This window comes from Nocardioides sp. Z35_8 (genome assembly GCF_059621125.1).
Genome location: NZ_JCAQIE010000002.1, coordinates 364,737 through 386,295, shown reverse-complemented (window position 1 = coordinate 386,295; position 21,559 = coordinate 364,737). Strand labels below are relative to the sequence as shown.

The window sequence follows — 21,559 nt, the reverse complement described above, 5'->3', positions numbered from 1 at the left end:
TTCTGCCCGCGATGCCCCCAGCTACGTGGTCTGATCACTTCGCGTTGATCTCATATGCATCGTTCAGTCAAGCATCGAAGGCGACAGGCACCCAGGGAGTGATCAGTGACGGTTTTTGATATCCACGACGAAGGTGGATTCGGCTCCGCCGAGGCATTCCTGTCGGGATGGCTGCCGTGTGCGCTTCTGGAGATGGAAGGGATCCTTGGTCTGCCGGCGTTGCCGGAGCTAGTTCATGTTTTCCTATCCAATCGGACAGCCCATGAGAAGCGTTTCCCACCAAGTGAAGATGAGGGGGCACTGAACGCGGGCGGAGAGAGCGGCTCCGAGCGTGAGGGGGCAAGGTCCGAAACTTATGCGCATGGGGTTGCCACGTTGACCGACGCGAGGTTGAACCTGCCGGCTCAAGTTGCCGATGGCGAGCCCGCGATCTTTCTCGACTGCGAGACTATCGAAGAGCTGGCCCGGGATGTCGGCTTGGAATCCGAGTCCCTTCTTGGCCGAACTGCTATCCACGAGCTTTCCCACGTGGTCCGCGGGCACGCGACCGCTGATGGCGCCCGCACACATGGTTTTGCTCGTGAGGGTGATGCGCAGCGTGACGCCTGGGCCGTTCTGGGAGCTATGCTCCCCAACCCGTCCCGGCGAACGCAGGCACGTGCCGGTCGTGCAGCTCAGGTCAGACTGGCGGCAACACAGCCGCGCGCGTATGCGATGTTCGGTCACGACTCCGCGGATCGGCACCACTGGCTGCATGCAAGCCCGGAAAGCGGCCTCCACCTCGTGCGCACTCCACGCAACATCCTCGCCATAGTCAAGGAACCCATCGTCGAAGTTCCGGTCCGACCTGTGATGAGCCCGTTGCCGCAAGTGGGTGACTTGGTCTGCCTGGCCGAGCAACGTGAAGATGGCGACTTCTTTGTCGCGGGGCCGTGGGTCGTTTTGAACCGAACCGACCACGCGGCCGCGTTGACCCGGAAGGACCGTGACGCAGTCGCCAAGGTTGCCCGCGACAGCACTTCGGCACGGGGCACGCGAAGCACTCTGGAGTATCTCGTCTTGCGCCGATCTCTCGACATGCGAGCAGCCCGCGCGGTCGGGCCTAGTGATCTCCCGCCAATCGGGATCCCGTTCGTGGTTGGCGACTTTGAAGATGGCTTCGCGCGCCTCAAACACCCTGCCGAGATGGTCTTCGAGCAGGTCCGGAGTGAACGTCGGGCTAGCTACGATAGGTGGATCCGAGGTCTCGTTGCAGACTTCCCTGGCCTTGAACCCCCCGACGACGCGTTTGACCCCGACGCGGAGTGATGAACCGCGGCGACCAGCGCCACGTGCTAGCGCCTAGCAGCGACGTCAGGCTGCCTGAAGGACCACGGAGGCGTGTGGATCGCGTGACCTCGTTCGGACTTGGAGGCGTGGCATCACGGCCGTCTGTCAAGGAAGCTGCGGCTGCTTGTTATCCCCAAGGCGATCTCGACCTCGGCCGACGCGGCAAGTGCATGCTTGTTGGGGACGCCGAAGATTTCCCTAAGCACGCGCACGACTGTGCCCGCTACCTCGCCTGAGCGGTCCTGCCAGTCATGCAGGTACCAGTTCCCGTTGGGTTCCAGTTGCCAGTTCATGCGCCGCATCACGAAGTCGTTCCCCTCATCCATCCAGAACTCTTCTGCCATGTGCGCGTTACTGGAGATCTCTGCCCTGATCCAACCCGGGCCGAATTCTGCAAACTGCACATACGGCGACCTAAGTTGGAGCAGAGCATCCTCCACTGCCACCTCAAACCTCGTTGTCGAGCCCGGCGCCAATCGCAGCAGGTGGTTTTCGAGCCGACGTGCGAAAGTCTTCCAGCCAATGTCGGCTCGTCGCTCCGGAGACATGGGCGTTGCCTCCCCTTCAAAGGGATCGTACGAATCACTCTCGTCGTCCACCTACTCCTACCTTCCCGTCCTCGCCAACAGTGGTCTGGTTAGCCAGTCCACTGGCGCCCTAAAGCCCAGGTCAGGCGCGACACTAAGCCCAGTGGGTCGACAGCTCGTAACGCTCGGCCAACCCTCATCGGGCCGCACGCGACAGCGATCAACCAGGAGAGAAGGACGACGTGGGGCAGCTGGCGGGTGATATGCCGTCATCCAGTGACGGAATCGGCCGCGAGGGCCGCGAGGCGCCGACGCACCGTGGCCTCCGGGATCCCCATGAGCCGACCAATCTCTCGGAGCGGCTTGCCGCCATCTCGCAGCTCTTTGGCGAACGAGATCTGGTCAGCGTTCATGACGCGGGGTCTCCCGCCGACGCGACCGCGCGCACGAGCCGCTGCCAGGCCGGAGACGACTCGCTCCTTCAAGAGGCTGTGCTCGAGTTCGGCCATCGCAGCCATCATGGTCAGGACGAGTTGCCCAGCCGGAGTCCGAGTGTCGATTCCGAGGGTGAGGATCTTCAGTCCGATGTCGCGGCGATGCAGGTCCTCAACAAAGCCGAGGAGCTCAGTGGTGCGGCGCCCGAGTCGGTCGAGTTCGCGGACCACCAGGATGTCGCTTGGCCTCAGGTAGGCCAGCGCCTCTTCGAGCGCGGGACGATGCTTGACGGAGGAGACGCCGTGGTCGGTGAAGATCTTGACGCAGCCGGCTTCGGTCAGCGCATCCGACTGGCGCTCATCGTTCTGCTGCTCTGTGCTGACGCGCATGTAGCCAATGAGTGCGCCAGAAACCGGGGCTAGGCCCACTTGGTTTCGCCGCGGCGTTTTGACGCGGGCCGTTCCCGTGGTGACGGCGGGTGCGTCATGAGGTGCGGCAATATCAGTCGTATTCGGCATGGGCGCAGTGTGCCGTCCAGCACCGACGGCGCGTGTGCGGATTGTGGACGACACCATCGACTATCCGTCTCCACTGCTGCTCGGCAGGGACAAGAACTCCGAGTACCGCTTCCAGGCCCGCCGTTCAATCACACGTAGCACGAGGGCGCCTTCGAGCTCACCCGGAATCCGTTCATCACTCAGGCGGCAGTTATCTACCAGGCCCAGCGCAACGTGGCCTCGTGAACGCCCGGATCGAGCTAATGCAGGATCGCGATGTTCGGCGGCTCGCCAGGTCGTCAACTCCACGCGCGTCGGGGCATGGTTGAGACCAATCGGATCTGTGAGCGGTGTAGATCCATCGCGCCTCTCGCCAGTCTGCCGAGACGGTGCCTCTGGTTTCAGACGGTGTAGCCGCAGGCCAGCGGGAGATCGGGTCGCTCGCCGGGTGTCGACAACTCACCAGGTGTGAGGACTAGGACTCGGCTTCGTCGGGGCGGGCTCAACGACAGCAGAAGGCCGGGGTGGGGTGTCCAAGTGAGTTGGGCCGGCCGCACCTCCGCCTACGTTGGCGACGGTTCGTGCTGGCGACGGGCGCGGTGCCCATAGCGATGGTTGTTCACGCGATCCTTCGTGAGGCCGTGCTCCGGATCGTGTTCGTCCAGAACTGCGACGATCGCTCCGGCAGGAGGCCCGCCTACCACGAGGGCCAGGCTCAGCGCCTTGGCCTCGGTGCGGCTTAGCGTCTCGAGGTAGGCGCAGACACTGCACAACCCTCCGCGTCCGACGTGTCGCCGCGTACGACGGAGCGCCGCGGCAAGCGACGACTTGTCCGGCAGGTGGGCCGCGGGTTCGGTCATCACGAGGCCGTCGTCAGGCGCGCCATTCGAAGAGGCTCGCTGTCGCTCGCCTTCAGTGGCGCCGGGGATTTCAGCGCTGCGTAGCGGGATGCTCGTCGCGGTTCCGGTGTGGTCCTGCATGTCGTGCTCCTCGTACTCGGGTGGTGAGGACTCGTTACTGCCTTCCTGTGCCATGTGATCGCAGGCAGCGGCTACACCACCCCTGACGGACAAATCTGTTCTCATGTTGCTCTCCGCGCCGTCTCGGCCACTGATCGGCCGAAGGCCGAAGCTACCGGGCATCAATAGGGGGTCAGACTGGGGGTTTTCTTGGTCGTTCTCGTTCAGAAAACTGGGCCCCATTTCGTCCAGAAAACCCACCCCTGCCGCACACCAATCGACCATGACCACCGCCACGTGCCCCGCATGCTCGCGCCCTGGCCAGTCCGTCGCTGTGCACGTCCTCGACACCGACCGAACCCCTATTGCTTGGCGTTGTTCTCAGTGTGAAACCGTCTGGCCGCGCTACCTCGGCGCGCATCCGCTCGCAGCCGTGAGTGCCTGGTGCGCTGCCGAGTCGCCGGTCACGCGGAGGGCCTGATCGTGGACGGCCTCACCATCCCGAGCGGCATCCACGTCGTCAGGCCAAAGTGGGTCGACGTCGAGCGCTGCTTCGAGCCCGAGGGCGACCAGGTGCTGGTCGTCATCCGTGGTTCGCAGCGTGCTGTTCACCTTGACCCGCGCCTTCATGTCGCCCGTCTTTTCGGCTGGCGAGGAGGCACTGAGTGGATTGGCAAGCCGGGCAGCAAGATCGACGGCGTCGAGGTCCCTCTCAACGGTTGCTCATGGCCGGAGGTGGGGATGCCCTGGACCGCACAACGCGGCTTCGGGCCGGAGCGAAGAGTGCTGCGCATCCCCCTCGTGCGTGAGCTCGTAGTGGTGACGTTCACGACCGGGTGCTCGTCATGATTGGACTGGTACTGTCCCGCGCCGTGGTGCGAGCGGTTGCCGTCGTTCTTTGCGGTGTACTCGGCTTCACGGTCGTCACCCCCTTGGTGTCGGGGCACCTCGGTGGCGAATTGAAGAGCGCCAACGAAGCGACAGAGGTGGGCCTGCGTCTGCCGTCGCGACTCGACCGGCTCATGGAGCGCTACCGGTACAGCCGCGGGGGCTACGGGCCAGACGGTCCCGAGCCGCTGCAAGCCATTGTCGACCGCTCGCCGGGTAGCTGCGCGTCGTCTCGTTCGAGCGCGGGTGGCAGATCTACGTCGACGGTGGCCCGGGCACGCTTGTCGCCGTCTGTGTTCGTTGTTTCCGTCTACCTCGCCGCGTGCAAACGCCGTTCTCCTCCGTCCCCTACGTGGGTGTTCGGGCCGCGGTGTTATGGAAGCGGCGCACCGCGCCCTACCACCCCTGAAGCAAGGGAATCTTTGTAGGGACGTAGGGCAAGGCCGTGCAAACAGCTCTGACCTGCGGAAACGTCCCCCTACGTGTCCTCTACCCCAGGTCGTTCCCCTACGTAGGGGTTTGGGTTTCCGGACAGGACTCGACCCCCGCTGGGCGTTCGACGGGGGTCGGGTCGTTCCCCTACGTGGTGTGGAGGATGAGTTAATCGCTCTGGACGTGCATCTTCGCGATGTTGAACCAGTCGTTCTCGGACTGGAACCGGATGCCTTGACGGACCCGCTTACCCTTCATCCGCATGGTTTGGTTCCACTTGCTGTGCCTGCAGGTGACGTCGGTCGGGTTGCCCGTCCCGAACCCCAGCGCGTTGAGGTAGGAGACGAACCTGGGCTCCGGCAACGGCTTGCGTCCGTAGAGATGACAGGTGGCGTTGTAGTAGGTAAGCCAGGCGGCCGTGTCCGCCTTACCCCTCTGCCCGTGAGCGGCCTGCAACTCGGCCTCGGTGCCGATGTGGGCGCGGTCCTCCAGCCAAGCGCTGAGCGGATTCGCGTTGGCGCCGTAGGTGGCCCTGATCTGGTCCATGTTGGCGGGGAGGCTGAGCGCGTCGCGCGCCGGATCCTTGATGGCCTCGTCCCTCTTCTCGCGGTACTCCGCGTACCAGTCGGACGCGGCGCGCAGGCACATGGCGAGCATCGAGACCCTGTTCTCCCGGTCCTTCTTGAGGCGATGCTTCAGGTGCTCATCCTTCTTGTCGGCCGGGACGGGCGTCGTGTAGTCCACAGGGATCAGTCGGAGAAGGAAGGCGAGGTCGTCGGCGGGGAACTCGAAGCCGCCGTTAGCAGCGGTGACGATCTTCAGGCGGGACTCCCATGTCCGGTTCTTGCCACCCTTCGAGGAGGTCGTCTCGAAGCCTCCCGCGCTGATGTTCTTCATCTTCTCGGTATCGAGGTAGTACCCCTGCGCCTCGTCGAGGAAGACCCAAGTGCGCTCGCTCAGACGGTCGAGCGCGTCGCTGTGGCCGGACCCGTTGCGGGTAGCCCTCTTCTCGAAGGCAGCGGGAGAGATCATCGCCCCGTAGGCGCTGGACGCGGTGCCACCGCTGGCGGCGAACAGGCACTCCCACCGGGTGCTCTTCGAGGAGCGGCTCGGGCCGGTGATGGTGAGGATGGAGGCCGCGTCGGTGATGCCGGTGAGGCACATGCCGGAGTAGCGGTTCATCATCTCGGAGACGGGCGGGCTCACCAGCTCGCCGGTCTCCACGTCCATCTGTCCCTGCCGGTTCTCGTGGTCCAGCATCCTCTGAACGTCCGGCGTGATGGGCGCGTTGATGTCGATGTCCACGGCGGTGATCCGGGTGATGTAGTCCTCGGGACGGTGCTCGCGCAGGACGCGCTTGCCGACGTGGTAGGTGCCGTTGGGCGCGTTGACGAGAAGCGTGTGGTGGTCCCAGACGTCGGGATTCTTGATGGTCTTCGTCTTCAGGTAGGCGAGCGCCTTGGTCATGTGGTCGGACCGGTCCTCGCAGCGCTGCGCGAAGTCCTCGGCCTCACGGCGGGCGGCCGCCTTCGCGGCCTTCAGCGCGGCCTCGTACTCCTTCGTGCTCAGGCCTCCGTCCCGCGCGACCTTCAACTTCCGCTGAGCCTCGATAACCGCCTCGCTCGTGGCCTCGACATATCCGACCTCGTGGCGTCCGGTGCTGCGGCAGACCTGGAACAAGAGCGCGTTCACGTGGACGCCCTCGTGGTCGATGATCCAGTGGGTGCCGGTGAAGACCCTCCAAGCCTTCAACTCGGGGTCCCAGGCAACGAGGTGGCCGATGTGCCGCACGGCCCTCTCGCCGAGCCCCAACGCGCTGTGGGCGTACATTGCGGTCTCCTTGCAGACTTCCGGATCAGGGACGTCCGCCACGTTGCCGAAAGGGAAGGTGAACCGAGCGCCCCTATCGGCCTTGGCGGCCCTCTTCGCCTTGGCGGCCTTCTTGTCGGCAGGCTTGCGGCCGGCGGTCTTCGGAGCCGTCTTGAGGAGCGCGTCGAAGGCGTCGCGGGCGCAGTTGTTCGGGTCAGTGGTCGGGGTGTTGTCGTTCACGGGATCTCCTGTGAGGTAGAGGGGATCCGTCTGTCCGGATGAATCGGCCGGGCACCGAAGAGGGGGTTCCTCGCGACGGGGACGGGGAGCTCCGTCGTCTGGCAATAGTCCACTCTCAACCCCGAGTGGCGGGGGCCGCGGTTTCGCACCGGGAGCCTGCTGGCCGTTCTGTACTTCTCACCCTGCGCCGAATGCACAAGTGCTGACCGCCTACTCGCCGGGGTCCCCGTACTGGCGAGAGAGCCAGTCGTCGAGCCCCAATTTGTCATCGTCGTAGGCGCCGCCCGTCTTCATCGCGGTCGGCAATGGCGGGTGCACAACCCTGCCGAACCCTTCGGCGACGAACACCTTCTGGAGCCGGTCGGAGGCGAGCCAGACGCTGGGGTTGGTGCGGCTGTCGGCGTCCATCACGATGGCGGCCGTGATCGCACCCGCTTCGCGCGCCGTACGGGCGACCGCGAGGAACTCGCGCGTCGCCACCTTGTCGGCGCTCCACCCCCAGCACCCAGCCCCGCCCATCACGAGGGTGCCCGGCTTGTCCCGGTAGAGCGTGACGGCGGCGAGGTGCTGCTTCGTTCCTTCGACCCAGATGATGGTGTCGAGGTTCCCGGCGGCGAGTCGCTCGGCCATCAGCGGATGGAGCATCGGCTTCTGCTCGTGGACGCTGGCAAGGTACTTCCAGCCTGCGTCTCGGAGCGTTTTGTCGTCGGTGGCGTACTGCGACCAGGCAGCCTGCCCCTTGATGTCGCCGTGGGTGTAGAGAATGCCCGGGACAAGATTCTTCTTGCAGCCGTGCTCCTTGCGGATGAGGTCGGGGAGGTCGTCGAGGCTGGTGATCGTCCGGGCGACGATCGTGTCGCCGATCGGGTACCGGGCAATGCTCGGCGCGATGTAGGAGTTCGCGCGCAGCCGGTCGGCGTGCTCACTGGTGAGGGAGGCGTCGCGTGTGGCCGCCCTCTGAGCCAAAAGGGATCCTCCCCAACGGATGAACTCGGGTGACCGCCAGCGCCGATATCGGGGATCGACGGCGGCTCGGATGGTGAGGACCTCTTCGAGGATCGTGAGCATGATGGCCGCCACCGTGGCGTCCAGGTGCGAGTGGGCCACCGGACCGTGGGAAGCAAGACGGGCCCGGAACGCGGCGTGATGCTGCTCGGCCACCATGAGCGCGGCCCGGAAGTCCTCGCCTTCTGCGTGGGACGCGAGTGATACGGCGGAGGGGGCTGCGGGAAAGCCGCCTTGGCAGGTGACCGCGTCGAGAAGGACGTGGAGGATCTCCCATTCGAGAGTGGTCAGGGTGGCCCACGGGTCTCCGGCGCTGGCGAACACTGAAAGACAGGCCTCCGCGACGTCGTCGGTCCATGCGACCTCGCCCTGCTCGAATTCTGAGTGACTCTGGGTGTTCATCGAGACGCCTCCCCGCGGAGATAGACGGCATCGTCATAGACGGCGTTCTTAGCGGTCGCAGCCGCCTTGCGCATCTCGGTGAGCAGTCGATGGGTCTCGTCGCTCACGCTGTCAGCGAAGTGCCATCGAGTGATCACTTCCCGCAGGGCTCGATAGGCCTCGGCATCGGCGATCATCTGAACGGTGGGGGTTCTGTGCATGTCGTTCGTTTCCTCCGGTCATGGGGACCTGTCGGGTGCTTTTGCGTGTGTTCGTTCCCTCCCTGTGCCAGACCTCCGGAGGCAGGGGCAGGTTGTGCCGAGAGGGCTATGGCAGACGCAGATGCCCTGCTGTCAGCTTGGGTGAGGGCGCTGGCGCGCCGGCGCCGCTGACTGTCTTCTTTGCCCGGCTGTTCGCGCAGGTGGCTCCAGCGGCGAACGCGGCGGTTGCGCTCATCATCGGACCGATTCCGTCGGGACGCTGCAGCAGTGGGACAGCCTTGCGAGCCGACGTCTCGAGGAGCGCGACCGTGGACGCGGACTCGAGATGCCGAGAGGCAGTCGGCAGCCATGCCGATCTGACCTTTCTCGTCGTAGCCGTTCTGCCCTCTCCTCCTGTCCGCGTCTGATTGACGAGCCTCGGCGGCACGTCCGACACTTCTGCGCCAGTGGGATGTAGAAGAGAGCATGGCGACCGAGAGACAGGCACGGGGCACGCGCGGGGAACGGTTGATCGCGCAGGTCGTGGCCTGTCCCGGCTGCAAGGACGGACGCTTGCGAGCCCTTCCGCCAAACTTCAAGTGCGCCGACGTCATCTGCGACTTCTGCGGCTACCTGGCCCAGGTGAAGGCGAAGAAGGTCTCTTCGATCCCAGCAGCCTGCCCGCGAACCTTCACAGGTGCTGCTTGGGGGCCGCAACGTGAGCGGATGGCCGCGGGCATCTACTTCTCGCTCTTCTTCGTGCTCGAGACCCCGAATCACGACGCCGCGATCTTCTTCCTTCCTCGCGACCTTCAGACATCGGAGATGTTCGTCGAACGGCCCCCGTTGAGTGCGACTGCGCGACGGGCCGGATGGACCGGCTTCATGATCGACCTCTCGAAGGCGATGTCCCTGCCCAGCCGCGTCACCGTGGGTGGGCAGGACATCTACAAGACCAAGGGTCGATAGCGACTGGCGGTCCGAAGGTCAGACGGCGTGAGCAGGCGGCCACACTGCAGGGGACGTAGGCGGCAGGGACGCGGGTGACCTCGGTGGTAGGTGACGGGGGACGTAGGTGGTTCGCATCTGTGTCGCCAGCAACGACGACAGCTCGAGTTGATGAAGCATCCTCATCGCGCTAGCAGGTTCGATCTGGTCTACGCGCTGTTGAGGTGGGCCTCGTACCGAACGTCGACAAGCTTTAGGGACGTGTCGTCGAACACGAGCAGTGCACCCCGTCGCAACCCCCAATCCTGGAGTTTCTCGCGAAGCGTGGCCTGGAGGTCGCTCATCCTCGTCGCGGCATCCCGCGGCACAGCGGCATGCGGGAGGGTGCCCCACATGAACACCCAGCCCTCGGCGGGGTCGGCTGTCTGAGCCAGCGGTAGGGCAACCCATCGGTCGGTGGTGGGCGAGTCGAGCAAGCCTTGCAGTTGTGATGCCAGTTCGAGCTGGCTCGGCGCCGGTTCGCCGAGCAGGGTCGCCGCCATGGCGATCCATCCGAACGGCTTGAGGCCTGCGAGGTCGTCGACCAGCGCATCCACCGGCGTATGGATCATCTGCGGCTTCGGTGCGGCATGTCCGGCCGGGTCCCTCCTGGAGTCGTGCCACCTGTCGAGCGCATCAGTCTGGATGTCCACCACGACGGCGCCTTGCGCGTCGAACGCGCGTCGCTCGTCTCCGGAGGGGACCGATCGAAAGCGGAATGCGGATGCCATCTCGTCTGGGTCCGGGTCGGCGCGTAACCCGCCCGTAAGCATCAGCATGAAGAGATCGAGCTCGTCGACGGCCGCGAAGCGGGAGTTGGTGAGGGAGTCGCGCCGCCGCCGGAGATACAGCAGGAACTCAGGCGGACGCGTCACCAACTCCGCGATTAGCTCCAGGTCGTGCAGCGACACCGTCCACGGCATGCTGTCGCCGCGCACCAGTCCTGCCTGCACGAGCTCGACGCTCGCAGTGGAGACGTGCCACAGGTCGTCGAGGCTCACCACCACCGTGTGGATTTCCCTTATCTGCGACACGTCGACCAAGCCTTCGTCGTGAATTCGTATGGCGCCATCACGTGCGATCAGGTCCTTCACGCGAGTTGCCTGGCTAGCGGCCTCCGCGATGATCTTGGTGAGGTCTGTGCGTAGCCGTGCGCTCTTTCCGCCTTTCGCCAACCCACTCAAGGCGACTGCCTTCGCTTCCACGACGAGCATGACGTCGTCGGCGATGACCAGATGGTCTCCCTCGACCCTCTTCGTGTACCGCAAAGGGTCAGCCGCCGCTTCTTCTGCAAAGTCGGCCGGCAGGTAGTACTCGAAGGAACTCCGGATGTGTGCGCTCGGCAACAACCCGGCCACTACCGCACCCACGCGTTCCTCCACGTGGGCTGCCCGGTGCTGCTGGTAGGTCTCGAACACCGGGGTCCCTTTCAGGCGCTCCTCGAGGTTCTCCTTGATCGCACCCGTCGACAGCGCGTCGTGTGCAAGCGCCACAGAACCGTCCTTCATCGCCATCAACGGCGTGCGACGCAGCGGGTTGCTGCCTCCGACGAACGCCGATACGACCTCGGCCGGGGTCTGCGCGGACAGGTCGACGGTGAACGCGTTAAGGACGGCGCGGACGGTGGCTTGGGGCAGCGAGGTGTCAGCAACGATGTCCGCCACCTGCACGCCTGCCGGGGATGCTGCGCCAGTCTGTGCGCCTGCCGATTCGAGCATCCAGTCCAAGATGCGCCGGAACTCGCGCTGGTCGTTCGATGCCTCTGCCGGGGGCGTCTGCGACTCGCGCCGCCGCAGTGCCCCAGAGGTGACTGCCTGTTGGAACGGTGCAGCAAACGGTGACGTCGTGATGATGTGGCGCTGGTGCTGCAGCGCGTGGACGGATGTTAGGACCGCAGCCGCGTCGTGGGCGTCGAAACCGAGTGACTGCTTGAGATGCGCGCGGACCTGCTTGTTCCCGTCGAGGATTTGCAGCACCGTCAGTTCGAGCATGTCCTGGTAGGACGAGTTGCGGATGAGGGCTTGCGTGGCGCGGACCATTGCGTTGATCTGCGACATCTTGTCGGTAGCCTCCGCGCTCAGCATCGAGCTCGCTTGAGCGAGGAGTAGCAACCGATCGACACGTTCGAGGGCGCCGACGACAACGGCGTCGAGGCCCTTCTGCGGAGACGAACCGGTCGCGCCTCCGACCGGGGCGCTCGGCTCGGGTGCCGACGCATTTCCCTCCTGCTCGTGGGCCGCCGACAGCGCGACCAGTGCGAGCAGCTCGACGGCTGCGGCGTGGGACCCGTGACCGGGCTCTGACTGGCCAACGCCCACACGGGACAGAGCGCGTCGTTGTGCGGCGTCGATGACGTCGAATGGTTCGAAGGGCCTTAGGTCGACGACCAACTCGGCCAAGACGGCGTCAAGCTCGCCGGACACGGACTCGAGGGTGGCGTCCTCGCCTTCGGTCGATCTGAACATCCCGAGAAGGGTCTCGGTGGTGGACCCGCCGTATGGATTGCGTTCGGCGCTGACGGCGGGCGCTTGCTGTCGACGCACGTGCTCACTGCGAGCCTTTCGGTCCTTCTGGTTCTTCTGGGTCCGGCGCTTGCCGCCCGCTGAAGTCGCCCTCCTCGCCCTGCGATTCTTCGTCACACCGAGACACCATCACGGGGTGCACGCGAGGGACAAGGTTGGGGTGGTGGCGCGAAGTCATCGCGTCGTGCGCCAATCGTCGGACGATGGAGCGCGTTAATCTCCCCCTCAACAACTCGGTTGGGTCTTCCGGGGTGTCGGCTCTACGGGGGCGTCGATAGTTCGTATGTCTACAGTTCGATGTTGGTTGTCAACGGATGCGGATCCCGACCCAGGTGCTGTAGAACGAAGTTCGGCGGAATTCCTGGCGGCGATGCCGATGCGGTACGTATCCCAGCATGGTGCCGATCACGCCGCGCGGATGTCCTAGGCGCCGGTTTCGATGCCGCGTCAGCGTTTCCCTGACATCTAGGCCGCTATCGAGTTACTGTCGCGCTTCGACCCCGGCCCGGTCTCGAAGAGAGCAGCGACTGTTGTGAAGGTTCTTCGCCAGGTTCAGCCCACCCCGGAACAGTTGACGGTTATCGGCCTGCCGCAGGCTGGCCCGGTAGTCATCCGCGGCTCTGCTGGCAGCGGAAAGACCACCACGGCCTTGTACCGCCTGAAAGAGACCGTGCGCTTCTGGCAGCGCCGAATCCGCGATGGGCACGTGCAGGGGCCTGTTCGAGTCCTCGTTCTGACCTACAACCGGACGCTTCGCGGGTATATCGAGGAGCTCGCCCGAACCGACATCGCCGGCCCCGACGTTGAGCTCACCATCGACACGTTCGGCCGCTGGGCCTGGTACGCGATGGGGGGCCCAGACGTCGTGGGCAACGACGACGCCCACCACAAGGTCGCGCACTTCGGGCGAAATCTGCCACTTCAGGCGTCGTTCCTCGTCGACGAGGTCAGCTATCTCACCGGTCGCTTCCTACCGCATGACCTCGCTGAGTATGTGAAGTGCGAACGGACCGGCCGCGGCATCACCCCGCGCGTCACCGGTGCCACCCGCCAGCGAATTCTCGACGACGTCGTCGCCCCATATGGCGCTTGGAAGGCCAAGGACGAAGTCCTCGACTGGAACGACGTCGCGGTTGGTATGGCCACTACCCGCCCGCTCGATCCTTACCACGTTGTAGTCGTAGACGAGACGCAAGACTTCTCCGCCAACCAGATGCGGGGAGTGGTCGCCCACCTTGCCACTCAGCACTCCGCCAGCTTCATCCTCGACGGCGCTCAACGGATATACCCCCAGCGGTTTCAGTGGTCAGAGGTCGGCGTTAGCGTCGGACCCGCCAACAGTCGCCACCTGGGCAGCAACTTCCGCAACACTGTAGAGATCGCCGCGTTCGCCGCTCCGCTGCTCAACGCAGTGGAAATCACCGACGATGGCTCTATCCCAGACCTGTCCGCATGCACCAAGCACGGTCCGAAGCCGACCCTGGTCCGGGGGAAGTTCAACGCCCAGATGGACGAGGTCATCAGGTACATCAAGTCGCTCGACCCCAATGATGGAGACTCGATCGCCATCCTGCACGCCAAGGGCTGGTTCCAGATCGCCCGCAACAAGCTCCACGCCGCCGGCCTCGCCTCAGTGACCATAACCCGCAAATCGGATTGGCCGACTGGGCCGGAGTCCATCGCGCTTTCCACGATGCACTCGGTCAAGGGGCTGGAGTTCGACCACGTCATAATCATCGGCCTCAACAGCCAAACCATGCCGCACGGAGCCGAGGACGGCGACAGCGAACGCGATGCACACCTGCGGCTGCTCGCGATGGCCATCGGCCGCGCCCGGAAGAGCGTCCTGGTCACATACAAGCCGTCGGAAGCTTCAGACCTAATCGAGTGCCTCGACCCCGCCACCTACGAGGCGATCGACGTATGAAGTCCCGCATCCATCGCAAGGGGTCGGACGGTCAGCCGGTAGGCGAGGGCGAATCGCAGGCGATCGCCCGAAGCGTCCACGACCGCCAAATAGAGGAAGTTGTTCACTTCACGACCAGCCGGGGCCTCATCGGCATACTCGCCCAACGAGCCCTTCAGGCACGCAGTCACCTGTCTGAGGAAAAGTACCTCGAGCACATCTACGTGCCCAACACTGCAGTGCGCCGGGAAGCGCCGGAGTACTTGCGATACGTCAATATGTCCGTCAGCCGCCCGAACGTGCGGCTGTTCGAGTTCAGCAAGGGATGGCGCAAGGCTGACCCAACCATCCACTGGGTCGTCCTGAGTTTCGACGCTGAGATCATCAGCCACCCCGGCGTCCTCTTCGCGACCAGTAACATGATGTATGACGGCGTCGATGCACGCCCTGGCTCAGCAGCGTTCGCTGCCTTGTTCGCGAACCCTAGTCACGACGGCTACGGACGCAACGGCTACCGCTCGAATTCGCTCGCGGACCGCTTCACCACGAACCGGCAGGCGGAACTTCTCTATCCTGACCGTGTGTCGACCGAGTACCTCCGGCGGATCTACGTCGCTGATGACGACGACGCGGCGCACGTCAGTGGCATTGTCGGTGTGTTAGACCATGATCGGGTCCACGTCGAGGTCAACCTCGAGATGTTCGGCCCGTAGGCTGGCTGGCTACCACTGTGCAGACCCGCACCGTCCGAGCACCGAGCGAACACCCGCAATTAACGATCCCGGAGGACGACACCTGTGACGGACCGTCTCGCCGCAGTGCGTGGTTCCGCCGCCTGGGCAGCGTGGGGCGACGCGCTCGGCTTCATCACCGAACTCACCGATGAGGGCGGGCTAAAGCACCGCACCGGAGACTCGGGCCAAGTCGACCGACTGGTTCCGTGGCGCCGCAAGGTCGGTGGACGGATGGGCGTCACAGCGAAGTTCCCTGCCGGGACCTACTCCGACGACACCCAGCTTCGGCTCGCTGTCAGCCGCTGCATCCGTGATGACGGCGCCTTCGACGTCGAAGTTTTCGCGAAGGTCGAAGTCGCGACTTGGCTCAACTACGCACTTGGAGCTGGCCGAGGCAGCAAAGCCGCGGCCGCATCGCTAACGCGCGCCGACGCGCACTGGAACCAAAACATCTTCGTCAACAAAGATTCCGACTACACGAATATCGGCGGCAATGGAGCCGCCATGCGCATCCAGCCACACGTGTGGTCCGCCCCAAATCTCGACGATCTAAACTCGTTGCTCAACCGGATCGTCCGCGACTCGGTTTGCACGCACGGCAGCCCCGTCGGCATCCTTGGAGCAGCTATCCACGCCCTCAGCCTTACCTGGACGCTCCGTTTCGGTGAGCTGCCCACCCCCCAGTCGATGCTCGTATTAGCCGAGCGGCTGAAGCTACTTCCGGAGGTCATTGCCGCCGACGAGGAACTCGGCGGCATATGGCTTTACGGTTGGGAACAGGCCTCGAAACGCTCGTTTCTACAGGAGCTCGAGAAGTCCACGTCCGAGGCCGTCAGCATGGGCATTCGACTTTCAAAGTCGCTCGAAGCATCCAAAGGTGCATTCGCGGACGATTACCCTCGGGTACTCAAGGAGATCGGCGGGTTCGACGACGCCACACGTGGCTCCGGCGTCGTCACAGCATGGATGGCGATCGCCGCGTGCTACATCGACAAGGACCCAGCGCGGTCACTGATCGCCGTCGCAAACACGCTTGGCAGTGACACCGACACCATCGCCACAATGGCTGGCGCGCTCATCGGCGCCGTCCATGCCTCGATGTCCCCACAACCGGTACTCGACTGGGACGTCATCGAGTTCGAGGCCAAACGAATGGCTGCAATTGCCGGGGGCGAGCGGACCACTTCGCGCTCCTATCCAGACCTCATGACCTGGAACTTGCGACGCCCAGTAGTGGACTACGTGGGCACCGCACCGAACGGCGAGCTTGCGCTTGCCGGCCACGGCCCGCTCACGGACGTTGATGAGCCAGAGTCGGCCGGTCGGCGTGATGCCCCAACCTTATACCGGTGGGCGCGCACACCTTCCGGGCAGCACGTGTACGTGCGCCACCGCGCCAATCCTGCGCCCTTGCCGACCGACCTCCTACCTCCGGATCGGCCGGCGACGCCGGACTCGCCAGCAAAGGCGGCGACCCCGCTCTCCCGTCCCGGGGACCCGAACGCCACACGGGAAGCACAGGACACGCCAACGCTGTTCGACTTGGCAGCGAACGACAAGTCCGCCAAGGTGAGTTACCCACCTGCGCTCACGATTGACGATGCCCTTCGCTGGGCGATCGAGTCCGACCTCCGAGCCGACGTCATTGGGGCTCTTTTGTTGCGGCTGGGGCAAGCGCCCAATGATGGTCTCGACCGCGCTGCCGTTTTCGCCACCCTCATCGTGCATGAGGCTAGACAGCGGCCGCGCTAAACCCCGACCCGACTATTGTCTCGCTGCCGGCAGCAAGACCTGCACGCTGAGCCGGGCTCAAGCGCCGTTGTCGACCCCCTTTGCGAACGGGTCCGCTGCGCGTTGCGGTCATCCTTGAATGGAGCCGAGAGCGACGTTCGCACAGGCTTGCGGCTCGTGTTGGCGGCCAAGGGGTTGTCCATCCGTCTCCGTGCTGTAGTTCCAACGCTGTCGTCTACACCGGTCGAACGCCTCGCGACCGGTCGTAATCGTGGTGCGGCTTACAACGTCCGCTAATTCGTTCTCACCTACGGTCCAACGTCTTGACGTCAGCCGAAGCGGACCTTGACCGAGGTGCTGTAGGGCGAGGTGTCGATGGCATCGCGTGCGGCGATGCGGATGCGGTACTTGCCCCAGCGAGGCCAGCTGCTACGAACCAGATTCTGCGGGATCGTCCGTGCTGGTTCGCCAACATCTGTCGGTCTCGGCTGGGATCGTAGGACGCATGCGATCCACCTGCTGTCTTTATGTCGACGCTGGATACCTTCTCGCGGCTGCGGCGACTCGTGTTGCTGGAACGTCACTTCGCAGCAGCATTCACGTCGAATACGGGGCTCTGGTTGAGTCCCTAGTCGCTGAGGCTGAAGAGCGCTCCGGACTGCCCTTGCTACGGGTCTACTGGTACGACTCGGCGCGGGACGCGGTTCCTGATCCACAACAGGTTCGAATTGGTGAACTTCGAAAGGTGAAGTTGAGGCGGACGGTTCGGCCGCGAAGGCGAGCAGAAGGGGGTTGACCTCCGAATCGGCCTCGACCTGGTGACCCACGCTCGCAACGGCGCGGCTGATGTCTTCTTCCTCGTCTCGGGCGACGACGACCTCACCGAGGCAGTCGAAGAAGCCCAAGGCCACGGCGTGGAGGTCATGGTCCTCGCGGTCCCAGATGGCGACGACAAGCCTCACGGCGTTAGTCGACACCTGCTGCGCGCCGCTGACGACCTAGACCTGCTGGCCGGTTCTCTCATCGACAAGACCGTGATCCGCGTCGAAGTGCCGCCGAAGGCGGAGCCCGCCCCAGTAGCCCCAGTGTCCGCCCCGGCGTCCCGGCCGGTGTCACCGCTCGAGGGAAGCGGGTCACCTCGGCCGACGCCCAGCGACTTTGCCGCAGCGGCGCGTCGGGTCCCGGCACCGTCTGCCCCGACTCTGGCCTATCAGGGCTCCACCGGTGGGCCGTCTCGGGTAATGCCCGGTTACGACGATCCAGCCGACTACGACGGCCAGATCGACGCAGTGGTTGCCAAGGTTCTATCCGCCTTCAAGCAGAGCGCGACTGCCGGGGAGTGGGCGGCGCTGCTGAGGAGTAAGCCGTCGGTCCCGCGCGACCTCGACCGGGCGCTGCTCGTCGACTTGTCTGACGCGCTCGACGTGTACGACTTGACCGATCAGATCCGCTACCGGCTTCGTGAGCGCTTCTGGTTGCAGTGCGGGTGAATGCGGCACCGGATTACGCACCGCCGATAAGTGAGGGGGTGGCTTGCAGCGCCGTGGAAGGCTGAGTAGTGGTGAAGGGACGCCTTGCGCTCATGACAGGTTCTACTGGTCGAGATCACCCTGTTGAACGAGTCGCTAGGTGCGCAATCGCTCTACTCGTCGCGCCAGGGAAGCGCGAATCAAGCGTCGGGAGCGACAGCTGAAATCTTGCAGGTATCAAGGCAAGGGGCCTCGACCAATCCGTAGCGACTGATCGGCTCAGGGCTCAGTCCTTCCCCGCCGAGACCGAGACCGGCCCATGCGGAACCCACCGCCGCCGGCATCGGACTCTGTGGCACTCCTGCCGCGGGTTGCGGACTGCCCAAGCCTCTGGATTGCGGTCGGAGCGCGGCTTCTACCATCTGGCACATGACGGTGTCTGGCTCCAGATCGCGCACGCACGTACCGCACAAGTGGGGGTTCGGCATGGCGCCGCCCCGCCCCCACCACCTGGAGCGGTGGAACGCGGCTGTGACGCTTGTGCTGCGATACCTCAGCGACGAGCGGGAGGCCTTGGGGCGCCGCGACGAGGTGGCCGCGGCTCTCTCCGAGACCAAGGGCCTGTTCTCGCGCTGCTGGAAGAACGACCAGTGGGACTGGTTCGTCGTGTACACACGACTCGGTTCGCCCACCAACAGGCTCTCACGCGGGTGCTCGCACGCCCTTGGGTCAATGGCGGGTGGCCTGCGGGCCGCTGATGAGGAGATGGTCGACCACGGCCGGGCGGAGTTCGCTAGGTGGGGTGGGCGTCACTGGTTGCACAGGTGGGTTGGCGAAGTGCGCCCCATCGACGAGGGTTGGGGGTTCGTCTACGTTCTGTCGACACGAGACGAGCCCGACATGCTGAAGGTCGGATTCACCACACGTCCGGTCGAGCAACGCGTCGCCGAGATCAACGCTGCGACCGGGGTGGCAGTGCCCTACGGGGCCCGACGGGCTTGGCGGGTGCGTGATGCCCGCAGCGTCGAGGCGCTGGTGCACGAGGCGCTCGGCGGGTTTCGGGTGCGACCCGACCGAGAGTTCTTCATGCTCGACCACCGCGACGCGATCAAAGTGATCGACCAAGTCGTCGCCCACCATCGCCTCGAAACCTGAGTGGTACGGCTAATTGCTAACCATGCGGGCTTTCGAGTAGGGGTTTTCTGAGCGGCCGTCAACGTCAGCCAGTTCGTTGTCCCTGCAGGTCGAACGCTTGTCGTCAGCGGATGCGGATCTTGAACCAAGTGCTGAACGGCGAAGTGCCGATCGCGTTGCGGGCGGCGATGCGAATGCGGTACTTGCCGGGCTTAAGCCGCTTGAACACGACCTTGCGGGCACCAGCCGTGGCGGTCGCGTCCTTGCCGTTGCTGATGTCGATGAGGTAGCGGGTGATGGGACTGCCGTTGGGGACGGCGGTCTTCCACTTCACAACGGCCTTGCGTCCGCGGACAACGACCTTTGGTGCGCTCATCTTGCTGGGGGCGGTTGCGATCGGCGCCGCCGTCGGTGTGAGCACGGATGTTGGCGCCGCCGTCGGCACGGGTGTTGGTGCCGGCGTGGGGTCTGCGGGGGGTGGGGGCGTCACGATCGCCGTTACCGGGGTGACCTCGTTGGAGGGTTCGGAGGCGGGGGAGTCGCCGATGTTGTTGGTGGCGATCACGGTGAAGGTGTAGTCGGTGCCGTTGGTCAGACCGGACACTGTGCAGGTGATGGCGCCGGTGGTGGTGCAGGTGTTCCCCCCGGGGAAAGCTGTGACGGTGTAGCCGCTGACGGGGGAGCCGTTGCCGTCCGTGGCCTTCCAGGTCACGGACGCCTGACCGTCGAAGGCGGTGGCGGTGGGTGCCGTGGGCTTGGCGGGGCGTCCGGCCGGAGTCACCGCCGCCGATGGCTCGGAGGGCTGGCTGTCGCCCTTCGCATTCGCCGCCACGACGGTGAATACGTAGGGCGTGCCGTTTGTCAGGCCCGTGACTGTAGCCGAGGTCTCGTCGGCGGAGACGGTCGTCGTGATCCCTCCGGGTGATGCTGTGACTGTGTAAGTGGTAACTGGCGATCGTGGCGCTGGCGGCGCTGTCCATGAAACGACGGCCGAGTTGCTGCGTGGCTGCGCTTGAATGAAGGTGGGCGGCTGCGGCGAGGGCTGGCTGTAAGCGCCAATGGCGAGGGTGAAGGTGTTGTTGGGGCCGGGGACGGCGTTGCTGAGGTCGGCGGTGTAGATGGCGCCGCTCGGCTCGTGGACGGTGACGGGGGCGGAGGGGAGGAGCCCGTCGACCATCGCTGGGTAGCGCAGGGACACCTGTCCGCTGGCGTTGGTGTTCTTGTTCGCAAGATAGGCGGCGAAGTTGACGGACAGGGTCGGGGTGAGCTGATGGCCCTTGTCGAGCCAGGTGTCGCCGAGCATGTTCGAGCAGCATCCGCCGACGTTGGCCTCAGAGATCGGTGTTCCGTCGGCGTCGAGGACGGTGAGAGTGCCCGTGCGGAGCGTTGGAAGTGTGAGGGTGCCGAGGTCGACGTCTTGCGTGACGGGGAACTCGGGGGTCATCAGTTGGAGGTGCCCGCTGCCGTCGAGGGATCCCGGCGCGAAGAGTGCCAGGCGGACGTTCCCAGGAGGAACTGGGAAGGAGAACCTGCCCTGAGCGTCGCTCATGTCGGTTGAGGCCGACTGCTGCGTCTGGACCTTCACACCTGGTACTGGAGCCCCTTGCGCATCGACCACGACGCCGGAGATTTCCGGTGGCTTTGGCATCGTGAGGGTGAAGGTGTTGTTGGGGCCGGGGACGGCGTTGCTGAGGTCGGCGGTGTAGATGGCGCCGCTCGGCTCGTGGACGGTGACGGGGGCGGAGGGGAGGAGCCCGTCGACCATCGCTGGGTAGCGCAGGGACACCTGTCCGCTGGCGTTGGTGTTCTTGTTCGCAAGATAGGCGGCGAAGTTGACGGACAGGGTCGGGGTGAGCTGATGGCCCTTGTCGAGCCAGGTGTCGCCGAGCATGTTCGAGCAGCATCCGCCGACGTTGGCCTCAGAGATCGGTGTTCCGTCGGCGTCGAGGACGGTGAGAGTGCCCGTGCGGAGCGTTGGAAGTGTGAGGGTGCCGAGGTCGACGTCTTGCGTGACGGGGAACTCGGGGGTCATCAGTTGGAGGTGCCCGCTGCCGTCGAGGGATCCCGGCGCGAAGAGTGCCAGGCGGACGTTCCCAGGAGGAACTGGGAAGGAGAACCTGCCCTGAGCGTCGCTCATGTCGGTTGAGGCCGACTGCTGCGTCTGGACCTTCACACCTGGTACTGGAGCCCCTTGCGCATCGACCACGACGCCGGAGACGAGCACGTCCACGGACGCACCCGCTGGTGTGGTGGCACCAAGCACCAGGCAGAGGGACGCGAACACGAGGATGGGCAGGCGGACGAGCCGCTCCAGAGTTTCCCGAGGCATATGACTCCTTCAAGTCAGAAGGGATCGTAATCCGGGGAGCGAGCA

15 protein-coding genes and 1 pseudogene are annotated in these 21,559 nt (G+C 64.9%); 8 read left to right on the top strand and 8 right to left on the bottom strand.

The features are described 5' to 3' along the window. Nucleotides 1-105 precede the first annotated feature (105 nt). Nucleotides 106-1,308 (top strand): hypothetical protein, encoded by a 1,203-nt coding sequence (locus AC54T2_RS13610; RefSeq protein WP_496666435.1) that lies wholly within the window; start codon nucleotides 106-108, stop codon nucleotides 1,306-1,308. Between the two features lie 113 nt (nucleotides 1,309-1,421). On the opposite strand, the gene AC54T2_RS13605 is transcribed toward AC54T2_RS13610, so the two are convergent. The 3 genes from AC54T2_RS13605 to AC54T2_RS13595 all read right to left on the bottom strand — a co-directional run bounded on the left by AC54T2_RS13605 (nucleotide 1,422) and on the right by AC54T2_RS13595 (nucleotide 3,768). Then, the gene (locus AC54T2_RS13605) at nucleotides 1,422-1,928 is read right to left on the bottom strand and encodes a TY-Chap domain-containing protein (RefSeq protein WP_496666434.1); all 507 of its coding nucleotides are present in this window, start codon (nucleotides 1,926-1,928) and stop codon (nucleotides 1,422-1,424) included. A 197-nt stretch (nucleotides 1,929-2,125) separates the two neighbouring features. Then, nucleotides 2,126-2,809, bottom strand: a complete 684-nt coding sequence (locus AC54T2_RS13600) for a recombinase family protein (RefSeq protein WP_496666433.1) — start codon at nucleotides 2,807-2,809, stop codon at nucleotides 2,126-2,128. 542 nt (nucleotides 2,810-3,351) lie between these two features. Further along, on the bottom strand, nucleotides 3,352-3,768 hold the full coding sequence (locus tag AC54T2_RS13595) for a hypothetical protein (RefSeq protein WP_496666432.1): 417 nt from the start codon (nucleotides 3,766-3,768) through the stop codon (nucleotides 3,352-3,354). Between the two features lie 462 nt (nucleotides 3,769-4,230). On the opposite strand from AC54T2_RS13595, the gene AC54T2_RS13590 reads away from it, so the two are divergent. After that, on the top strand, nucleotides 4,231-4,596 hold the full coding sequence (locus AC54T2_RS13590; protein ID WP_496666431.1) for a hypothetical protein: 366 nt from the start codon (nucleotides 4,231-4,233) through the stop codon (nucleotides 4,594-4,596). A gap of 639 nt (nucleotides 4,597-5,235) precedes the next feature. Here AC54T2_RS13590 and AC54T2_RS13585 read toward each other — a convergent pair. The 3 genes from AC54T2_RS13585 to AC54T2_RS13575 all read right to left on the bottom strand — a co-directional run bounded on the left by AC54T2_RS13585 (nucleotide 5,236) and on the right by AC54T2_RS13575 (nucleotide 8,699). Further along, nucleotides 5,236-7,116 carry a hypothetical protein gene (locus tag AC54T2_RS13585; protein ID WP_496666430.1) on the bottom strand — a complete coding sequence of 627 codons (1,881 nt, stop codon included), beginning with the start codon at nucleotides 7,114-7,116 and terminating at the stop codon, nucleotides 5,236-5,238. Between the two features lie 210 nt (nucleotides 7,117-7,326). Further along, nucleotides 7,327-8,523: a hypothetical protein gene (locus AC54T2_RS13580; protein ID WP_496666429.1), complete on the bottom strand. Its 1,197-nt coding sequence runs from the start codon at nucleotides 8,521-8,523 to the stop codon at nucleotides 7,327-7,329. Then, nucleotides 8,520-8,699 carry a hypothetical protein gene (locus AC54T2_RS13575; RefSeq protein ID WP_496666428.1) on the bottom strand — a complete coding sequence of 60 codons (180 nt, stop codon included), beginning with the start codon at nucleotides 8,697-8,699 and terminating at the stop codon, nucleotides 8,520-8,522. Before AC54T2_RS13575 ends, AC54T2_RS13580 begins: the two co-directional genes overlap by 4 nt. 489 nt (nucleotides 8,700-9,188) lie before the next feature. Between AC54T2_RS13575 and AC54T2_RS13570 the strand changes: the two genes are divergently transcribed. Further along, entirely contained in the window at nucleotides 9,189-9,671 is a 483-nt protein-coding gene (locus tag AC54T2_RS13570) for a DpnI domain-containing protein (protein WP_496666427.1), read from the top strand. 188 nt (nucleotides 9,672-9,859) lie between these two features. On the opposite strand, the gene AC54T2_RS13565 is transcribed toward AC54T2_RS13570, so the two are convergent. Next, nucleotides 9,860-12,328 (bottom strand): hypothetical protein, encoded by a 2,469-nt coding sequence (locus tag AC54T2_RS13565; protein WP_496666426.1) that lies wholly within the window; start codon nucleotides 12,326-12,328, stop codon nucleotides 9,860-9,862. Between the two features lie 415 nt (nucleotides 12,329-12,743). On the opposite strand from AC54T2_RS13565, the gene AC54T2_RS13560 reads away from it, so the two are divergent. From AC54T2_RS13560 to AC54T2_RS13540, 5 genes and pseudogenes are all read left to right on the top strand, one after another. Then, entirely contained in the window at nucleotides 12,744-14,138 is a 1,395-nt protein-coding gene (locus AC54T2_RS13560; RefSeq protein WP_496666425.1) for a 3'-5' exonuclease, read from the top strand. Beyond that, the gene (locus AC54T2_RS13555; protein ID WP_496666424.1) at nucleotides 14,135-14,830 is read left to right on the top strand and encodes a DarT ssDNA thymidine ADP-ribosyltransferase family protein; all 696 of its coding nucleotides are present in this window, start codon (nucleotides 14,135-14,137) and stop codon (nucleotides 14,828-14,830) included. The genes AC54T2_RS13560 and AC54T2_RS13555 overlap by 4 nt, the downstream gene beginning before the upstream one ends. An 84-nt stretch (nucleotides 14,831-14,914) precedes the next feature. Next, on the top strand, nucleotides 14,915-16,603 hold the full coding sequence (locus AC54T2_RS13550) for an ADP-ribosylglycohydrolase family protein (RefSeq protein WP_496666423.1): 1,689 nt from the start codon (nucleotides 14,915-14,917) through the stop codon (nucleotides 16,601-16,603). Between the two features lie 767 nt (nucleotides 16,604-17,370). Then, nucleotides 17,371-18,072 (top strand): annotated as a pseudogene (locus tag AC54T2_RS13545) (NYN domain-containing protein); the annotation flags it as partial. A gap of 408 nt (nucleotides 18,073-18,480) precedes the next feature. Continuing rightward, nucleotides 18,481-19,206, top strand: coding sequence for a GIY-YIG nuclease family protein (locus AC54T2_RS13540; protein WP_496666422.1), 726 nt, complete (start codon nucleotides 18,481-18,483; stop codon nucleotides 19,204-19,206). Nucleotides 19,207-19,309: 103 nt separating this feature from the next. Here the strand turns inward: AC54T2_RS13540 and AC54T2_RS13535 are convergent, their stop codons facing one another. Then, on the bottom strand, nucleotides 19,310-21,415 hold the full coding sequence (locus tag AC54T2_RS13535; protein WP_496666421.1) for a fibronectin type III domain-containing protein: 2,106 nt from the start codon (nucleotides 21,413-21,415) through the stop codon (nucleotides 19,310-19,312). Nucleotides 21,416-21,559: the final 144 nt, after the last annotated feature.

Excerpts from the sequence above, each read along its gene's own strand:
- AC54T2_RS13600 (WP_496666433.1), bottom strand. The coding sequence starts at position 2,809 with ATGCCGAATACGACTGATATTGCCGCACCTCATGACGCACCCGCCGTC.
- AC54T2_RS13595 (WP_496666432.1), bottom strand. The coding sequence starts at position 3,768 with ATGCAGGACCACACCGGAACCGCGACGAGCATCCCGCTACGCAGCGCT.
- AC54T2_RS13580 (WP_496666429.1), bottom strand. The coding sequence starts at position 8,523 with ATGAACACCCAGAGTCACTCAGAATTCGAGCAGGGCGAGGTCGCATGG.
- AC54T2_RS13575 (WP_496666428.1), bottom strand. The coding sequence starts at position 8,699 with ATGATCGCCGATGCCGAGGCCTATCGAGCCCTGCGGGAAGTGATCACT.
- AC54T2_RS13570 (WP_496666427.1), top strand. The coding sequence starts at position 9,189 with ATGGCGACCGAGAGACAGGCACGGGGCACGCGCGGGGAACGGTTGATC.
- AC54T2_RS13555 (WP_496666424.1), top strand. The coding sequence starts at position 14,135 with ATGAAGTCCCGCATCCATCGCAAGGGGTCGGACGGTCAGCCGGTAGGC.
- AC54T2_RS13540 (WP_496666422.1), top strand. The coding sequence starts at position 18,481 with ATGACGGTGTCTGGCTCCAGATCGCGCACGCACGTACCGCACAAGTGG.